This window comes from Nocardia yamanashiensis NBRC 100130 (assembly GCF_001613325.1).
Classification (GTDB): domain Bacteria; phylum Actinomycetota; class Actinomycetes; order Mycobacteriales; family Mycobacteriaceae; genus Nocardia; species Nocardia yamanashiensis.
Genome location: NZ_BDCD01000029.1, coordinates 86393 through 101544 on the forward strand (window position 1 = coordinate 86393; position 15152 = coordinate 101544).

A 15152-nucleotide genomic window follows, 5' to 3' on the forward strand; every position below is an offset into this window, starting at 1 on the left:
CGCCGTCATCGCGGCAGTCAGCATCGTCATCATCGCGATCGGATTCGCCGTGGGGTTCCCGCGCGATTGACCCGCGCGCTCATCGAATGCCATGCGGCAGCGATGATTCCGCCGAACAGCAGGACGGCCCACAGCACATGCGCCGCACCGGAGATCCGGCGATCTCTGGCCGAAGCATCATGATCTGCGATGACGCCCGGCACTTTGTAAAGCCGCAGATCCCGATCCGCATACACCGGAATCAGCTGATCCAGCGTAGTTTTCGAATCGCCGACGGGCCCCGGAGTGCCGCCCTCCACCAGCACCCACCCCACGCCGAGCTCACCCAGCCGCGCGGCGGACCCACCCCGCAGCAAAACCTGCTCCGCCGCCCGCGCTCGCACCCCTTCCCCGGCCACCGACCCGCCCGCCACCGGCAACTCCCCGGTCTGCAGCACATCCCGCCGCACCATCCGCGGCGCCGGATCCAGCACCGGAGCCGACCCCGAATACCGGAACTTCCGGAACATCCCACCCGGCAGCACCGCCACATCCCCGGGCGCATCAACCATTTCGGCCACCCGCGCCCACCCCGCCGGATAATGCACAGGCCGCAACTTCCCGCCCACACCCCACGCCAAATCCGGCAGCGCGATCAACAACAAAACAATGAAAACCGCGGCCACACCGCCGGTCCGAACATGCAGGTCCGTCCGCGATCCCGCCGCCGCGCGCCCCTCGGCGACAGCATCGGAGCCCGCCGCAGCCCGTGCCGACTGACCGCGACGCGCTGAAATCCACTCCGCGACAACCTGACACCCGGCCGCCGCACACAGCACATACCCGGGCATCGCCAGCGCCACGAACTTCTGCGAATCCCGGAACAGCCCGGCCCCGGGCACATTCGCCACCAGGAACTCACCGACGGCCAGCCCCCACCCGGTCGCGCCGAGCGCGGGCCAGACCACCGCGACCACGGCGAGCCCCACGAGCACCCGCCGCGCATACCGGCCCGAATCACGGGCCCCCCGCGCGGCAATCGCCCCGACGCTTCCCGGCGTCACCTCCGACGAGACCGTGGTGCTACCGGCTTCGGAACGCGGCAGCGTACTCGAACCCGCGTCGCCCACATCCGAGCGCACCCGGTCGCCCGCAGCTCCGAGCGTCGCGCGCATGCCGGTGGCGACCAGCGTCAGCAGGAGCAGGGTTCCGATCGCCGCGAAAAATGTTGTGCGAGAACCTGGCACGGCGGTGCTGTTCCAGATCCCGCCCAATCCGGCCAAGCTCCCCAGCGTCCCCAGCCACGGTTCGGCCCGCGCCGCGAACGCCGCCACCCCTGCCGGATCCGAGGTCTCGGCTCCGCCGCCCGCCAGCGCGGTCGCTACCAGCCAGGGCGCCGACGTCAGCAGCCACAATCCCAGCGCCGGAACCAGATTGCGCCGACCGACCAGCAGCAGGGCCACGCAGCCCGCCAGCAAGGAACCGGTCGGCGTGAGCCCGGCTGCCGCCAGTAATCCGCCCAGTGACGCCCACATCCACCAACCGGCTGCGGGGGCGCTCGCTACGCCGGGTCGCGGCGTACGTAAACGGTTGGCCAGCAGGGCGATCCAGGGGAGGGCGGCGTAGCCGGTGAGGAGGCTCCAGTGGCCTTGGAGGAGGCGTTCGGCTATGTAGGGGTTCCAGATGGCGAGGGTGGCGGCCACGAGTTGGGGGGCCAGGGATACGCCGAGGAGTTCGCGGGACAGGCGGGCCGCGCCCCAGCCGCTCATCCAGAGTGCGGCCAGCAGAATGGCTTTCACCAGGAGGCCGCCGTCGATCACGCTGGAGAGGGTGGCGATCAGGGCGTCCTGGGGGACGGCGCGCGGGGCGGCGTCGCCCAGGCCGAGAGCCGAGTCGGTGAGGTAGGAGCGCGGGGTGCTGACGGCGTCGCGGAGCAGGAGGTAGCCGGGGGCGAGCAGCGGGCCCAGGACGAGCAGGGCCAGGGCCAGGCTGTATCCGGCTGGGATCAGGCTGGTCCAGCGCCGGGCGGGGGCCGCGTTCACACCGGCACCCTATGTTCCGGCGGGGCCGGGATCGGGGACGCTGGAAGGGGTTTCGTCGTCGGCGCGGGCGGTGCGGAGTACCAGGGCGGCGATGACGAGAGTCGTCACGGCCGAGGTCGCGGTGGCGATGACGATCAGACTGGTGACCGAGTGGGCGCAGGTCAGCATGACGGTGACGCCGACCGCGAGCCCGATCCAGGTGATCGCGGCGGGAGCGGTCCGGTCGGCGGCGATCGCGGACAACAGCGCGCCCTGCAATACCGCGAGCAATGCGCCGTTCAGCGCGAACAACCACAGCAACCCTTGAATGGGCGCGTAATCCTGCCCGGCGAACAACGGAGCCAATGGCGCGGCCACCGCCGCCCCCGCGACCGCCAGCGCCCCGATCCCGGTGAGCACCGCCAGCGCCGACCGCACCGCCCGCGCCGAATGCCGCGGCTGCGCCATCCGCGGATAGAGCACCACCCCGACCGCCTGCGGCAACCAGAAAGCGATCTTCGCCGCGATCGCCCCCAGCGCATAACGCCCGGCATCGTCCTCGCCCAGCACAATCCGCGACACGATCAAATCCGCCGACGACAAAGCCATCAACGCCGCCTGCACCTGCGCCGCCCGAAAAACCGGCAGCACCTCCGCCGCATACCCGCCCGCCCCGCCACCCCCGGAACCGGACCGGACCGCGCCGGAGTCGATCCGCCGCCCGAAAGGGCCGGTGCCGGAATATCGTCGGACGCGGCCCGGAGCGGAAGCGGTGGCCGGGAGTTCGTCGGCGCCTTCGCCTGCCTTGCCGTGGCTTTCGATCTCGTGGACATCCGCACCGAGATCCGGCGTCGCACGCTGACCGAAATCCGGTGCCGCAGGCGGAGCCCCGGCGGCGCTTGCGGCGCGCTCCGTGAAGTCGTCGATGCGGCGCGCGCCGACTGCCGCGACCGCGATACCTGCCGCTGCGGCCCACAACGCGGCGGTGGTGCCGCCGCCGACCGCCAGCACGGCGATAGCCGGAGTCACGCGGGCGATTCCCGCGCCGCCGAGTACCCAGGCGAGGCCACGGAATCGGCTACGGCCCTGCAGGATTCCCTGCTCGCCGGACAGCAGGACCAGCACGGGCGCGGCGATCAAGGCCCCCGCGGCAGCCGCCACGCTCACCTTCAGGACAGCGCTCACGATCGGTATGAGCGGCACCGCGACCACCGCCACCAGAGCAGCGCACTGCCACGCCAGCCGCCGCGCCGCCGCAACGGGCGCACCCAGCACAACCTCTCTCGCGACCACGTTCTGCAGCGCCAACGCCGGCACCGCGCACAGCAACTGCACCGCCAGCAGACTCGCGAACGGGCTGTACCCGGAAACCCCCAACCACCGGCTGGCCAGCAATTGCAGCAGATACCCCGCCACATTCGCCGTCATAGCCCCCGCGGTCACCAGGGTGAGGTCCGCAACCACAGGCAGACGGCGTACAACGGACACGCCTGCAATGCTCCCACCCACCCCCCGCCGCCCCCGCAGCGCACCCCTCGGCCCAACTCTCAGCCGAGGTCTGCCCGCGACCCGCGTCGTTGCCGCCCGCGAAAACGACAGCGGCCCCGCACCATTGGTGCGGGGCCGCTCGGCTTATCGAAGCGGGCTAGGACTTCTTGTCGAGGTCGATGCCGCTGATGTCGATCTGCTGGGTGGGGGCGTCGGCCAGGTTGTCGGTGCGGGTCGGCGCGGGGCCGGCGGGGGCCGGGCCGCGGCCGGGGACGCGGCGGGCGGGGGCCGGGCCGGATCCGGAGCCGCCGAGGAAGCCGAAGACCAGGCCGGCGATCAGGGCGATGGCGCCCACGACGCCGAGGACGATCGGCAGGGTGCGGCCGTACAGCGACAGCTTGTCGATGTTCTCCTTGGCCACCGAGATCTGCGATTCGATGGTGTTCTCGTCGAACGCGAGGGTCGACTTGAGCACCGTCACCTCGGGCTTGTCGGCGCTGCGCGCGTAGTACTGGCTGAGCTGCTCCTGGCCCTTGATCACGGTGCCGGTCTGCGGCTCGACCCACAGGTCACGGGTGTTGGTGTAGAAGCGGGTCATGGTGACCGGGGTTTCGCCGCCCTCGACGCCCCACTTCTCGGCCGGCAGGGACAGCTTGTTGGTGACCGTGTTCGCGACGGTGGAGAGATCGGTGACCGGGACGGTCTGCTGGAAGTGGTAGACCTTCAGGTTGTTGATCTCGGTCTCTTCGACGAAGTTGATGTCGAAGGTCTTGCGCACGTTGAGGTCGAAGTACGGGTACGTCTTCTTCTCGGTGTCGAGCGGGAAGCGGTACTGCAGACCGGTGTGCTGCACCGCGTCCATCACCGACTGGCCCTGCTTGTCGACGGTGACGGCGACGGAGCCGTTGGGGCCGCCGTCCACCGAATCCACCGGCATACCGGTCTTACGGTCGATGGTGACGCGGTCGATGCTCGCGGTCAGCAGGCCGGTGTCGCCCTGCTTGTCGATGCGGCGCAGCGTCTGACCGGCCTGAACCGTCATTTCGCTGGCATCGGAGGGGTTCTCGACGGTGAGGAAACGCTGCGAGACCAGCGAGACGTTCTGATCCACCTTCGCCGACCCGGGCCCGGTGAGCGACTTGGAGTCCAGCACCTCGCTGGGCTTGCCCTCGGCATTGGTCGCTACGGTGGTGATCTCCAGGTCGAGGGGGGTCTTCGCGAGCCGACTCACCGTATAGGTGGGGATCATGATCGCGGCGACGAGCAGCATCGCACCCAGCCCTACGAGCAGGCAGGCCACCGTCCTTCTGGTACCGGCACTCAGTGCCATGCAAGTTCTCCTCGTCGTCGAACAGGTCGTTCCGATGAGTACTGCGGTCGCCGCACAGCACTCGTGAGCCCCGACACTAACAGTCCAGGGCCGTCATGCCACTCGCCGAGGCAGGAAAACATCGCGAAACGGTCGTTAGTCAAACACGGAATGCTCACGGTTGGGGGCTACAAGGCAAACTGGACCGCGATGACGACCACCGCCCGCCCCGATTCCGACCCCGCGCCGCCGGTAGAACCGACGCCGGGCGCCGGGATCGCGGCGGCGGCCGCGGGGCCCGGACCGGACGCGCGCGCTATCGATGAGCGATCGGGAACGGCGACGACATCGGGTGCCGTTGCGCCGAACCGGTCCGGTGGTTTCGTGCCCGCGCTCGAAGGCATGCGCGCCCTGGCGGCCCTCGGCGTCGTGCTCACCCACGTGGCCTTCCAGACCGGCGCCACCGCCCAGCCGATTCTCGGCCCGCTGTGGGAGCGCTTCGATATGGCGGTCGCGGTGTTCTTCGCGCTCTCGGGTTTCCTGCTCTGGCGGCCGCACGCCCTCGCCGCGTGGGGACTCGGCACCGTACCCCGCGCCGGGCGCTACCTGCTGCATCGCGCCGCCCGCATCCTGCCCGCCTACTGGCTGGTGGTGTGCGTGGTGCTGATCATGCTGCCCAGCGCCGCGCACACCGCCGGCCTGCGGGTGTGGGTATCGAATCTCGGTCTGCTGCAGGTCTTCGTGCCCTACACCCTCACCGACGGCCTCACCCAGATGTGGAGTCTGTCGGTGGAGGTGGCCTTCTATCTTTTGCTGCCGCTGCTGGCGTTCGCGCTCGCCTGGCTGCGCGGGCCGCGCGCTCGCCTGCGGGTACCGGTGGTGCTGGGCTTCGGCTTGCTGTTCCTGGCCTGGAACTTCCTGCCCGTCCCGACCAAAGAGGGCATCCACGCCGACAATTGGCTGCCCGGCTATCTGCCCTGGTTCGCGGTCGGCATGCTGCTGGCCGAGCTTTCGCTGCTGGAGGCGCCGCGCTGGCGGCGTATCGCGGGCAAGCGCCGGCTCATGTGGTCGACGGCGGCGCTGGCGATGGTCTTCGCCACCACCGAACTCGCCGGGCCGCGCGGGCTCACCCACGGTCAGCCCTGGCAGTACGTGACCAAGATGGCGCTCGGCGTGGTCATCGCGTTCAGTTTGATCGCCCCGCTGGTGCTGCGGCCCGAGGTCCGGCACCGCTGGCTGGAGAGCCGGGTGGCGGCGACCATGGGCCGCTGGTCGTACGGCGTTTTCATCTGGCACCTGGTGGTGTTGTCGATCATCTTCCCGGTGTTCGGCATCGTCCCGTTCCGGGGCAATTTCGTGATCGTGTACCTGCTGACGGTCGCCTTCACGCTGCCGCTGGCGGCGGCTTCGTTCGCATTGATCGAGGAGCCCGTGCGGGTGTGGACCCGCCGCCGGTTCGGCTGAATCAGCGCTCGCGGGACGGCAGCGCGGCGATGCCGACGGCGACGATCGCGACCAGGGCCGGGAACTGCACCCACAGCGAACCGCCCAGGTAACCATCGAGCGATCGCCAGGGACCGGTCGAGAGGGCGGCCGCGCAGACCGCCGTGCCGAGCCCCGCGACCCACACCAGCAGGGTCGGATGACGGCGGAGCAAATAGCGGTCGGCTATCAATCCCAGTGCGGTGAGCGCGATTCCGGCCGGGCCGCAGATGAGTCCGGTGGCGGCGGCGAGACCGATCGCGCCGACGGTCCGGCTGCGCCAGGTGCGCGGTGCGGGCCCGTTGTCCGGCCGCGGCCGGCGCGCGCTGCGGAATGCGATCACCGCCAAGGGAATCAGCAGCAGCAGGCCGCCGAAGATGGCGAAGCGATACCAGCGGTCGGCCGGGAAGGACACGGTGACCGGTCCTTTCGCGTCCGGCGGGAGCAGCCATGCCTGCTGCCAGCCGTCGATCACGATCGGCTGCAGTTCGGTCCCGTCGGCGGTCCGCGCCTGCCAGCCGACATTGGTGCTCAGGGGTAGGACGAGCACCCGGGTACCGGCCGGGGCCGACACCGCGTTGCGATCGGCTGCGGGCGTGAGCGTTCCGTCCGTGCGGCCGCCGTCGATCGCCGGCTCCGCTGGTGCGGCCCCCGCACCGGTTCGCGTCAGCGCCAGCTCATCGACCGTGAACAGGCTGGTCGCTGCGACGGTGACATCCACGCGGCCGCCGAGCAGGTCGAAGCCCGCGTCGGCCGGGTCGCCGATCGCCCGCGTCACCGGTTCGGAATCGCTTGCACCCGAGGCGGAGTCCTCGGTCACCGCGCACACCTTGGCGGGCAGCGGTGCGCCGGACAGGAATTCGGCGGCGGTGCCGGTGACCGTGGTGTGCAGGGTGCGTCCCGCCGCGGCGATGGTCGGGCCGTTGTCGCAGTCGACGGTGAGCAGCCGGTTCGGATCGGCGGGCGCCGGATAGTCCGGGCCGAGCACGTTCACCTCGGCCAGGCCCGGCGGCTGCTCGGCCGCGAAACCCAGTGCGGTCTGGTCGAGTACGGGCTTCCAGGAATTGATGCTCAGCTCGATGCGGTCGGTGACGAACGGTTCCAGTTCGAGCCGGGTCGCCCCGGTGGCCTCCGGATCGATCTCGCGCACCTGCGGACCGTTGCCGAGATTCACCGCGACAGCGCTCGCGTGCGCGGGCAGGTCGCCCCGGGACGGCAGCACCTCCAGCCCGGTGACCAGCGTCGGCTCGGGCAGATCGATGACCAGGGTCGGTTTCGCGCCGGTGGGATTGCGCACCGAGGTCTCCGGCGCGATCCAGCTGGTGCGCGGATCCCCGTCGGTGGCGGCGAAGGCGGAGCCGCGCGGATCGCCGACATCGGACTGACCGCGCGCGACGGGGCGGTCGCGATCGGTGAGCAGGTTCGCCAGGGCGGGCCCGGGCCGGGTGTGGACGGTGAGTTCCGCGCCGACCGTGATCGGCTGCTGGACGGTCAGGGTGCGCTGGAAAACGCCCGGCTCCTCGGCCGACAGCGCCAGCGCCTTACTGCATCGCACCCGGTCGGGAGCATCGAAACACGCACTGCGCCCGGGGAATTCCTGCCCCAGATCCCAGCCGTCCACCTGCGCGCCGGCCGGGGCCGCGGGCAGCACGGTGCGATGCCGGATATCGACGCGCACCGGATGCTCCCGGTCCGCGTAATCGTCCAGGGTCAGCTCGCTGATGCCGAATTGCCCACCGGCACTGCCGTCTTCGGTGCGCGCTGCGGTGATCTTGATCCATTCGGTGCGGCCGGGCGGCAGCGAGACGTTCACCGGCGCACCGGGTTCGGTGATCCGCGCCGACACCGTGCCCTTGGACGTCGCCACCTCCAGCCACTTCACCGGCGAGCCGATGGCCGCCGCGCTGGTCGTGATCTTCAGTACGGCGCTGTTCACCGGCTGATCCAGATCCAGCCGAAGCCATTGCCCTACGGCGTGTTCCGCGCCATTGCTGATCCACGCGGTGGCCGGATCACCGTCGAAGGCGGCGGCGGTCGAATTCCCCGGTGCGGCCCCGCCGATCTGCGTGGCGTCGGCGGCCGACCCGGACGCCGTCACGGTCGCCCCCGACCATTCGCCCTCCACCGGCGGCGTACCCGGCACGGCGTAATCGGGAACCAGGTTGTGCGTGCGCCGTGCGTCCGTGGCTGCCCGCAGCGCCGAATTGTGGTTGTCCACCCGCCCGAAATCGGTCTCCCGATCCATCGGCGTATCGGTGACCGTCACGCCCCGCACCGGCAGCCCGGCCCGCGCGGCATCGGCCGCCAGCAGCACCGAATCGCTGGAACCATTGCGCCGCAACCGTTCCAGCACTTCCGGACCGCCCTGCACCACGGGCACCCCGCTCAACGGCACCGTGTAGGCCCCGGGGAACGATTCCGGCGCACCGGCTCCGCTCCGCACACCGACCGCGCCTCCGTCACCGGCGCGCTCCCGGCCCGGATGGGATGTGCTCCCGCTGTCGGATTGGTGCCCGCCGATGCCTGCCGCGTTATCGACGGCTGTGCCGGGCGTGGCGGCCTCCACCCGGTAGATCTCGATCGCGGGGTAGGACGGGCGCAGGTCGCCGTCCGCGACGAGGCCGTCCACCTTGCGGGGTTCGGACGGTTCGCCGAATTCGGTGACCTTCACCAGGCCGGGCGAGCCCTCGATCGCGCGGTGGGCGAGCATGGGCCGGGTCGAGCGGGCGGTGTCGGGGTCGAGGTCGTTGCGTAGCACCAGGATTCCGATGCCTTGGGCGGCGAGGGTCGGCGCGAGGCCGGTGGAGGGGCGGCCGTCGGCGATGAGCCGCTGCACCGAATCCATGGCGCGAATGGCGCCCGGCGGATTGAGCGGGATCGAATCCCGCACGGCCCAAGGAGTACTCGCGAGCGCCTGTAGCGGTTCGTCGCGGGTCAGCCCCCAGACCTGGCTGCCGAACGGCGCGCCCGGCACCACCAGCGCACGGGTATCGGAGGCGTTGCGTTCCAGCCAATCCGCCGTCTGCTGCCAGTACCCCGGCACCTTGTCGTAATCCCCGCGCGGGGCGAGCTTGCCGGTCCAGGCCAGCGAGGTGGACAGCGCCAGCGCGGTGAGGATGAGCGCGCCCAGCGCCACCATGCGATCGCGTTCGGGATGCGCGAAAGCCCTGCGCCACACCGGCATCGGCACCGCGGCGGGCAGCGGCACCCGGCCCAGCAGATGCGCCAGGCCCAGCACCAGGGGTAGTCGGATGAGCGGTTCCAGCTTGTGCACATTGCGCAGCGGCGCGCCCCCGGAGTCCAGGAACATGCGCACTTGTTCGGCGAACGGCCCGCCCAGCTGGCCCGCGTAGCCGGCGCAGATGCCGACCAGGCCGACGCACAGGATCAGCACCAGCCGGCCGCGACCGGGCATGGCGCGCATGGCCAATCCGGCCATGCCCGCGGCGGCCAGCATGCCGGTGGCCAGCACCGCGGCGGGCTGGGTGACCAGCACCGCGCCCGCGATGCGCTCCGGCGAGACGAACGGCGTCCAGCTGTCGGTGCCGCGCAGCACCTCGCCCAGCGACGCCCACTGCGTGGTGACGCCGGAGGATTCGATGTAGTCCAGGAACGGCGGACTCACCTTGCCCAGCAACAGCAATGGCACCACCCACCAGCAGGTGGCCAGCACCAGCAGCGGAATCCAGGCGCGGGTGAACTTCCACCAGGCGCGGTTCGGCCGGTACGACGCCCACCACAGTGCGGCGGGCAGGAACGCGGCGGCCGTGGCGACCGCGTTCACCGAACCCATCAGGGCGAGCGCCAGCGCACTGCCGGCGGGGGAGGCCGCGCCCGCGCGCCCGGTACCGGCGACGAGGAAGCTACTGCGGCATCGTGCGAGGGCCCGCCGCCACCGGTTCCCTGTCGCGGGTGGGGGCGTGGCGGCGGCCGCGTCGTGGGGGTCATGCGGGCCGGCCGAGCGCAGTGCGACGCCCAGCGCGGCGGGGGCCAGCAGCACCCAGGGCGCGAGCATCATCGGCAACGTCTCGGAGGAGATGGAGCCGAGGGTGGTGAGAACGCGCGGGGAGAGCGCGAAAGCGGTGGCGGCGATGATCCGGGACCCGCGGCTGCCGATGCCGAGGGTTTCGGCCAGCCGGACGATGCCCCAGAAACCGGCGAGCAGCAGCAGCGCCCACCAGACGCGCTGGATCATCCAGGCGGGCAGGCCCAGGACGTGCCCGAGGGAGAAGAACGCGCCGTGCGGGAAGAAGTATCCGTAAGCCTGGTTCTGCACCTGGCCCATCGGGGCCTGGCTGCTCCACAGGTGCGAGGCGCGCGCGAGGAATCCGAGCGGATTCTGTGCCAGGTCGTATTTGGTGTCGGCGACCGTGCGCCCCGGCGCCTGCAGAAAGGTCAGCAGGAATGCGGCGAGGATGGTCCCGAGCAGCCAGCGGCGGCCCAGCGGTGCGATCTCCGAGGACCGGTCCGCGTCGGGACCGGTCGCGGTGTCGCTCGAAGTCAGGTCAGCGGGCGCCGTACTCAACGTTGTTCAGCAGCGACGAGGAAGAGTCGCCACTGCGATCGATGTCGGGGCGCGTGTCCTGCGAGGCCGCCATCGTGATGACCAGGACCGCCGCCAGCCCGACCAGGGCTCCACCGACAGCACTCGCTGCACCAGGAACGGCAAACTTCATCGCGGTACTCCCAACATCGGACGCATGCGTAACTCGGCCAACCTAGCAGGTCGATCACCGATCGGCCGACAGGAGTTCGATCAACTCTCGAAACTCCCAGGGGCTGCGCCCCCCGAACTCCCTGGGGAAGAGTCTCGGGGGCAAGCCCCCGAACCCCCGATCGGGGGAAGGGGACCTGCCCGAACGCCGGGGCGAAAGGGCTGTGGATTGCCCGCCGAACCTCGAAGCGAGATGGTCGTTCGTCCGTCGAACTCCGCGCTGAGAGTGGCCGGGTTGCTCGCCGAACTCCGCGGTATTCGGCCGCTGCTCCGGCGCCGATCCGGCGGGCGCACCTCACCCCTCGTCATCCCGGTGTGCTTTCGGCCGGGATCCCCTCGGAGCTACTCCGGCACCGCGCAATTCAAGCCGTTGAAGAAGGTGCGGAGTTTGGCCGTGGTCTCCACGAGTTCGGTGTGGGGATCGGACGCCGCGACGATGCCGCCGCCGCCGAAGGCGCGCAGGGTCAGGCCGTCGGCGGAGAGTTCGGCGCAGCGAATGGCTACCACCCATTCGCCGTCGCCGTGGTCGTCGCACCAGCCGACGGCGCCGCTGTAGAAGCCGCGGTCGCCTTCTTGATCGGTGATGAGTTCCAGCGCGAGGTCGGTGGGGGTGCCGCAGATCGCGGGGGTGGGGTGCAGGAGGACCGCGAGGTCGAGGGCGGTGATCGAGGGGTCGCGGAGGGTGCCGGTGATGGGGGTGGCCAGGTGCCAGACCTCGGGGGTTTGCAGGAGTTCGGGGCCGTCGGGGATGACGAGGTCGCAGACGGGGTCGAGGCGTTCGCGGATCCACTCGATCACATACGCGTGCTCGTCCTGATTCTTGGTGCTGGCCAAGAGTTCTCGCGCTTGGGCGGCATCGGCGGCGGGGTCGGCGAGGCGCGGGAGGGTGCCGGCCAGGGGGCGCAGGGTGACGGCGGTGCCGTGCCGGGCGACCAGGACTTCGGGGGTGGCGCCGAGCAGGGTTTCACCGGGGCGGCCGGCGGGGGTGAGGTCGACGGCGAAGACGTTGGCGCGCGGATGCCGGGTGATCAGATGCGCGGCGATCAGTTCCGGGTCCAGGGGCGCGTCGGCGGTGGCGAGCAGGGAGCGGGCGGCCACCACTTTGCGCAGCGGCCGGCCCGGGTCGGAGAGTTGTTCGACCAGTTTCGTCACGCGCGCGACATGCTCTGCGGCACTGGGGATCTCGGTGACGATGCGGACTTCCGGCAGGGCCGGGAGCGCGGTGGGCCGCCAGGGTCCGGCGGTGTGGAGGGCTGTGGCGGGTGCGCGCAGGGCGGCGGGGCGGGCCGGGTCGAAGGGGAGTGCGCCGACGATCAGTTCGGCGGTTCCGTCCCGCAGCGCCGCGCTCGCACCGGCCACGCTGTCGAACGCGCGTCGCGTGCCGCTGGTGCGTACGACACCGTCGGGTGTCGCGAGCAGAAAACCGTCCATATTTCCGACCCTAGTCCGGTCCCGCGGGGGTGGCGGCAGGGGAGCGACGCATCTCTCAGCACCCGCCCGCGGCCCGTCCGACCAGCGATCTTCCAGTGTCGTTGCGCCGTCAGGGTTTCGGCCCGGGTTCCCGCCCGGGCGGCACCATCAGCACCGGCCGATGGCAGTGTTTGAGCACCGCGTCGGCAACGCTGGAATGCATGAGCGCCCGGATGCCGGTGGCCCCGCGGGTGCCCGCCACGATGATGTCCACATCCAGTTCGTCGGCCACTTCGACAATGGCCGTCCAGATGGTGGTGGTGCATTCCACGGTCCGCGCCTCGGCGTTCAGCCCGGCCAGCTTGGCCAGCTTCACGCCCTCGGCATTGATGGTCTTGGCATCGGCGAACGCGATGTCCTCGATCTCCTCGTCGGTCACCCAGTCGGGCTGCATCACCCCGGAGATCCCGGACAGCCGCGCCGCCTGCCGCACCATGGGCTCCCACGCGGTGAGCACCACGGCTCTGTTCGCGGCCAGGAACCGGCCGGCGTATTCGACGGCCCGGCGCGCGTTCTCGGAGCCGTCGTAGGCGATGAGCATCAGATCGCAGGGCATGACGAACCTCCCGGTGGGTACGTCCGACTCTGTCCCGAGCCTACCCCGCCGGGGCCTCGCTACGCGGCACCCGCCGCGCGGGATGGAGACCGAATCAGATACAGCTTGTCCACAGTTTGCGAACGATTCACCCAAATTCGTAGTGCGCGCGCTCAGCGGGGTTTTCACTGAGAATTGGTAAGTGTGTCGGCTCTCGCCGACGATCGACATCGCCGTCGTTGGAGCAAGGCCCGAACGAGGGGTGGATTGTGCGGTTGGACGAGCTGACGACTCCGCAGGAATGGGCGCGCGTGTATCGCTCCCTGTTCGGACTGCCGTATGTGCACGTGACCACCCCGGGTTTCGTCGTACTACCGCTGATCGACACCATCGCGGCATTGAACACCCCGGAACCGTTGGGGGCCTTGATACTCGACGAACTCGAACGGATCGGCGTGCCCGGCCCGGTGCTGGTGCGCGAGCGCCCGCCGCGCCGCACCTTCCTGGCCGTGTTCGACGGCTACCCCTCCGACGAGTGCATAGAGATTCTCGAACGCAACAGCGTCGATATCGGCCCGCATCGCAGTAATGTCATCCTGCCCACCGGATTCGGCCGGCACACCCATGAGGGCCGCTGGTGGGCGCGCGCTCCCCAGCGTGACGAATCAATGCCCCTGCTGTCCGAGGTGGTGGCCGCCGCGCAGGCGGTCCTGTGAGGATTCGGTGGATTCGATAGAGACGGCGTTCTTCGGCCACCACGAGGCCGATCCGCGCGCCCTGCTGTACTTCGAATGGTGCCAGCGCCGGGAATCCGGTTACGCGGTGGACGATTTCGCGGAGGAGGTCCGCGAGCTCACCCACACCGCGCAACCGCAGCCGGGTTCCTGCTGGAAGCTGCTGGACCGGGTGGAAGCGGCGCCGCGGCTACCCGGCTGGCCCTACGACGAATGGGCCGATATCGGTCCGCCGCGCGCCCGCGACGCTCCCGCCGCCGCGAAAAGCCCGGTCGCCCTGCGGCATTCGGAACTGCTCGATCGCATCCACGGCGGCTGGCTGGGCCGTTGCATCGGCTGCACGCTCGGCAAGCCGCTGGAGAACGGTTTCCTCTGGACACCCGACCGCATCCGCGCCTATCTGGAACCCGCCGCCGCCTACCCCCTGCGCGATTACGTCCCCGCCCGCGATCCCATGCCCGACGACCTCCGATTGCATTGGACCTGGGCGGAATCCACGCTCGGCCACGTCGACGGCGCACCCCGCGACGACGACCTCGACTACACGGTGCTGGGCCTGCACCTGCTCGAACAGCACGGCCCCGATTTCACGGTGGCGGATGTCGCGGCCCTCTGGCTGGAACGCCTCCCGTTCTTGCAGACGTACACCGCCGAGCGCGTCGCCTACCGCAATCTCATCGACGGCTACCTGCCGCCCGAGACCGCCACTTGGCGAAACCCGTACCGCGAGTGGATAGGTGCGCTCATCCGCGCCGATATCTACGGCTACGTCAGCCCGGGCGATCCGCGTCGCGCCGCCGCCCTGGCCGCCCGCGACGCCTCGATCTCGCACGTGGGCAATGGATTATGGGCCGCCATGTGGGCCGCCGCGCTGGTGGCGGCCGCTTTCACCGCTCCCGATCCGCACACCGCGCTGGCCGTCGCGCACCGGGTGCTGCCGCCGCGCTCCCGCCTGGCGGTGGCGCTCACGGAGGTAGCCGAAGATTATCGCCGGGGATTTCCCTGGGACCACGCCGTCGCGGCGATCCGCGCCCGGCACGGCCACTACAACTGGGTCCACGCTATCGGCAATGCGGCCTGTATCGCCGCCGGACTGCTCTGGGGCGAAGGCGATTTCACCCGGACGGTCGGTCTCACCGTGCAAGCGGGCTGGGACACCGACTCCAACGGCGCGACCGTGGGCTCGGTGGCGGGCATCCTGACCGGGGCGTCCGGTATCCCGGCGCATTGGACGGCACCCCTGCACGACCGCTTGCGCAGCGCGGTCTCCGGATACGACAGCAGCGGCATCACGGACCTGGCGCGGCGCACGACGGCGCTGATCGGTCAGGGGGCCGCGGCGGCGGGGATCGAACCCGCGACTCCCTCGCTGCCGGAAAGGTGAGCTACGGCGAAGGGCGGTACCGGAGGAATCCGATAC

The 15152-nt window shown here is 70.5% G+C and carries 10 protein-coding genes; 3 read left to right on the forward strand and 7 right to left on the reverse strand.

The window, feature by feature from the left end; all coding sequences use genetic code 11:
* Positions 1 to 29: 29 nt before the first annotated feature.
* From NY1_RS31425 to pgfA, 3 genes are all read right to left on the reverse strand, one after another.
* Positions 30 to 2021, reverse strand: a complete 1992-nt coding sequence (locus NY1_RS31425; RefSeq protein ID WP_067720762.1) for an MmpA family trehalose lipid delivery protein — start codon at positions 2019 to 2021, stop codon at positions 30 to 32.
* A 9-nt stretch (positions 2022 to 2030) separates the two neighbouring features.
* Positions 2031 to 3428, reverse strand: a complete 1398-nt coding sequence (locus tag NY1_RS44830) for a polysaccharide biosynthesis protein (RefSeq protein ID WP_233434577.1) — start codon at positions 3426 to 3428, stop codon at positions 2031 to 2033.
* Positions 3429 to 3645: 217 nt separating this feature from the next.
* Positions 3646 to 4818: a cell envelope lipid trafficking protein PgfA gene (gene pgfA, locus NY1_RS31440; protein ID WP_067720763.1), complete on the reverse strand. Its 1173-nt coding sequence runs from the start codon at positions 4816 to 4818 to the stop codon at positions 3646 to 3648.
* Between the two features lie 189 nt (positions 4819 to 5007).
* On the opposite strand from pgfA, the gene NY1_RS31445 reads away from it, so the two are divergent.
* Complete coding sequence (locus NY1_RS31445) at positions 5008 to 6261, forward strand: acyltransferase family protein (protein ID WP_084535714.1); 1254 nt, start codon at positions 5008 to 5010, stop codon at positions 6259 to 6261.
* Position 6262: 1 nt separating this feature from the next.
* Here NY1_RS31445 and NY1_RS31450 read toward each other — a convergent pair whose 3' ends face one another.
* The 4 genes from NY1_RS31450 to NY1_RS31460 form a co-directional block, all read right to left on the reverse strand.
* Positions 6263 to 10783, reverse strand: coding sequence for an alpha-(1->3)-arabinofuranosyltransferase domain-containing protein (locus NY1_RS31450; RefSeq protein WP_439956054.1), 4521 nt, complete (start codon positions 10781 to 10783; stop codon positions 6263 to 6265).
* A gap of 1 nt (position 10784) precedes the next feature.
* Positions 10785 to 10955 carry a DUF2613 domain-containing protein gene (locus tag NY1_RS42265; protein ID WP_084535691.1) on the reverse strand — a complete coding sequence of 57 codons (171 nt, stop codon included), beginning with the start codon at positions 10953 to 10955 and terminating at the stop codon, positions 10785 to 10787.
* A 380-nt stretch (positions 10956 to 11335) separates the two neighbouring features.
* Complete coding sequence (locus NY1_RS31455) at positions 11336 to 12424, reverse strand: isochorismate synthase (RefSeq protein ID WP_067720764.1); 1089 nt, start codon at positions 12422 to 12424, stop codon at positions 11336 to 11338.
* A gap of 109 nt (positions 12425 to 12533) precedes the next feature.
* Positions 12534 to 13019, reverse strand: a complete 486-nt coding sequence (locus NY1_RS31460; protein WP_067720765.1) for a universal stress protein — start codon at positions 13017 to 13019, stop codon at positions 12534 to 12536.
* Positions 13020 to 13273: 254 nt separating this feature from the next.
* Between NY1_RS31460 and NY1_RS31465 the strand changes: the two genes are divergently transcribed.
* Together NY1_RS31465 and NY1_RS31470 are read left to right on the forward strand one after the other, a co-directional pair.
* The gene (locus NY1_RS31465; protein WP_157762578.1) at positions 13274 to 13714 is read left to right on the forward strand and encodes a hypothetical protein; all 441 of its coding nucleotides are present in this window, start codon (positions 13274 to 13276) and stop codon (positions 13712 to 13714) included.
* 7 nt (positions 13715 to 13721) lie between these two features.
* Positions 13722 to 15116 carry an ADP-ribosylglycohydrolase family protein gene (locus NY1_RS31470; protein WP_218028482.1) on the forward strand — a complete coding sequence of 465 codons (1395 nt, stop codon included), beginning with the start codon at positions 13722 to 13724 and terminating at the stop codon, positions 15114 to 15116.
* Positions 15117 to 15152: the final 36 nt, after the last annotated feature.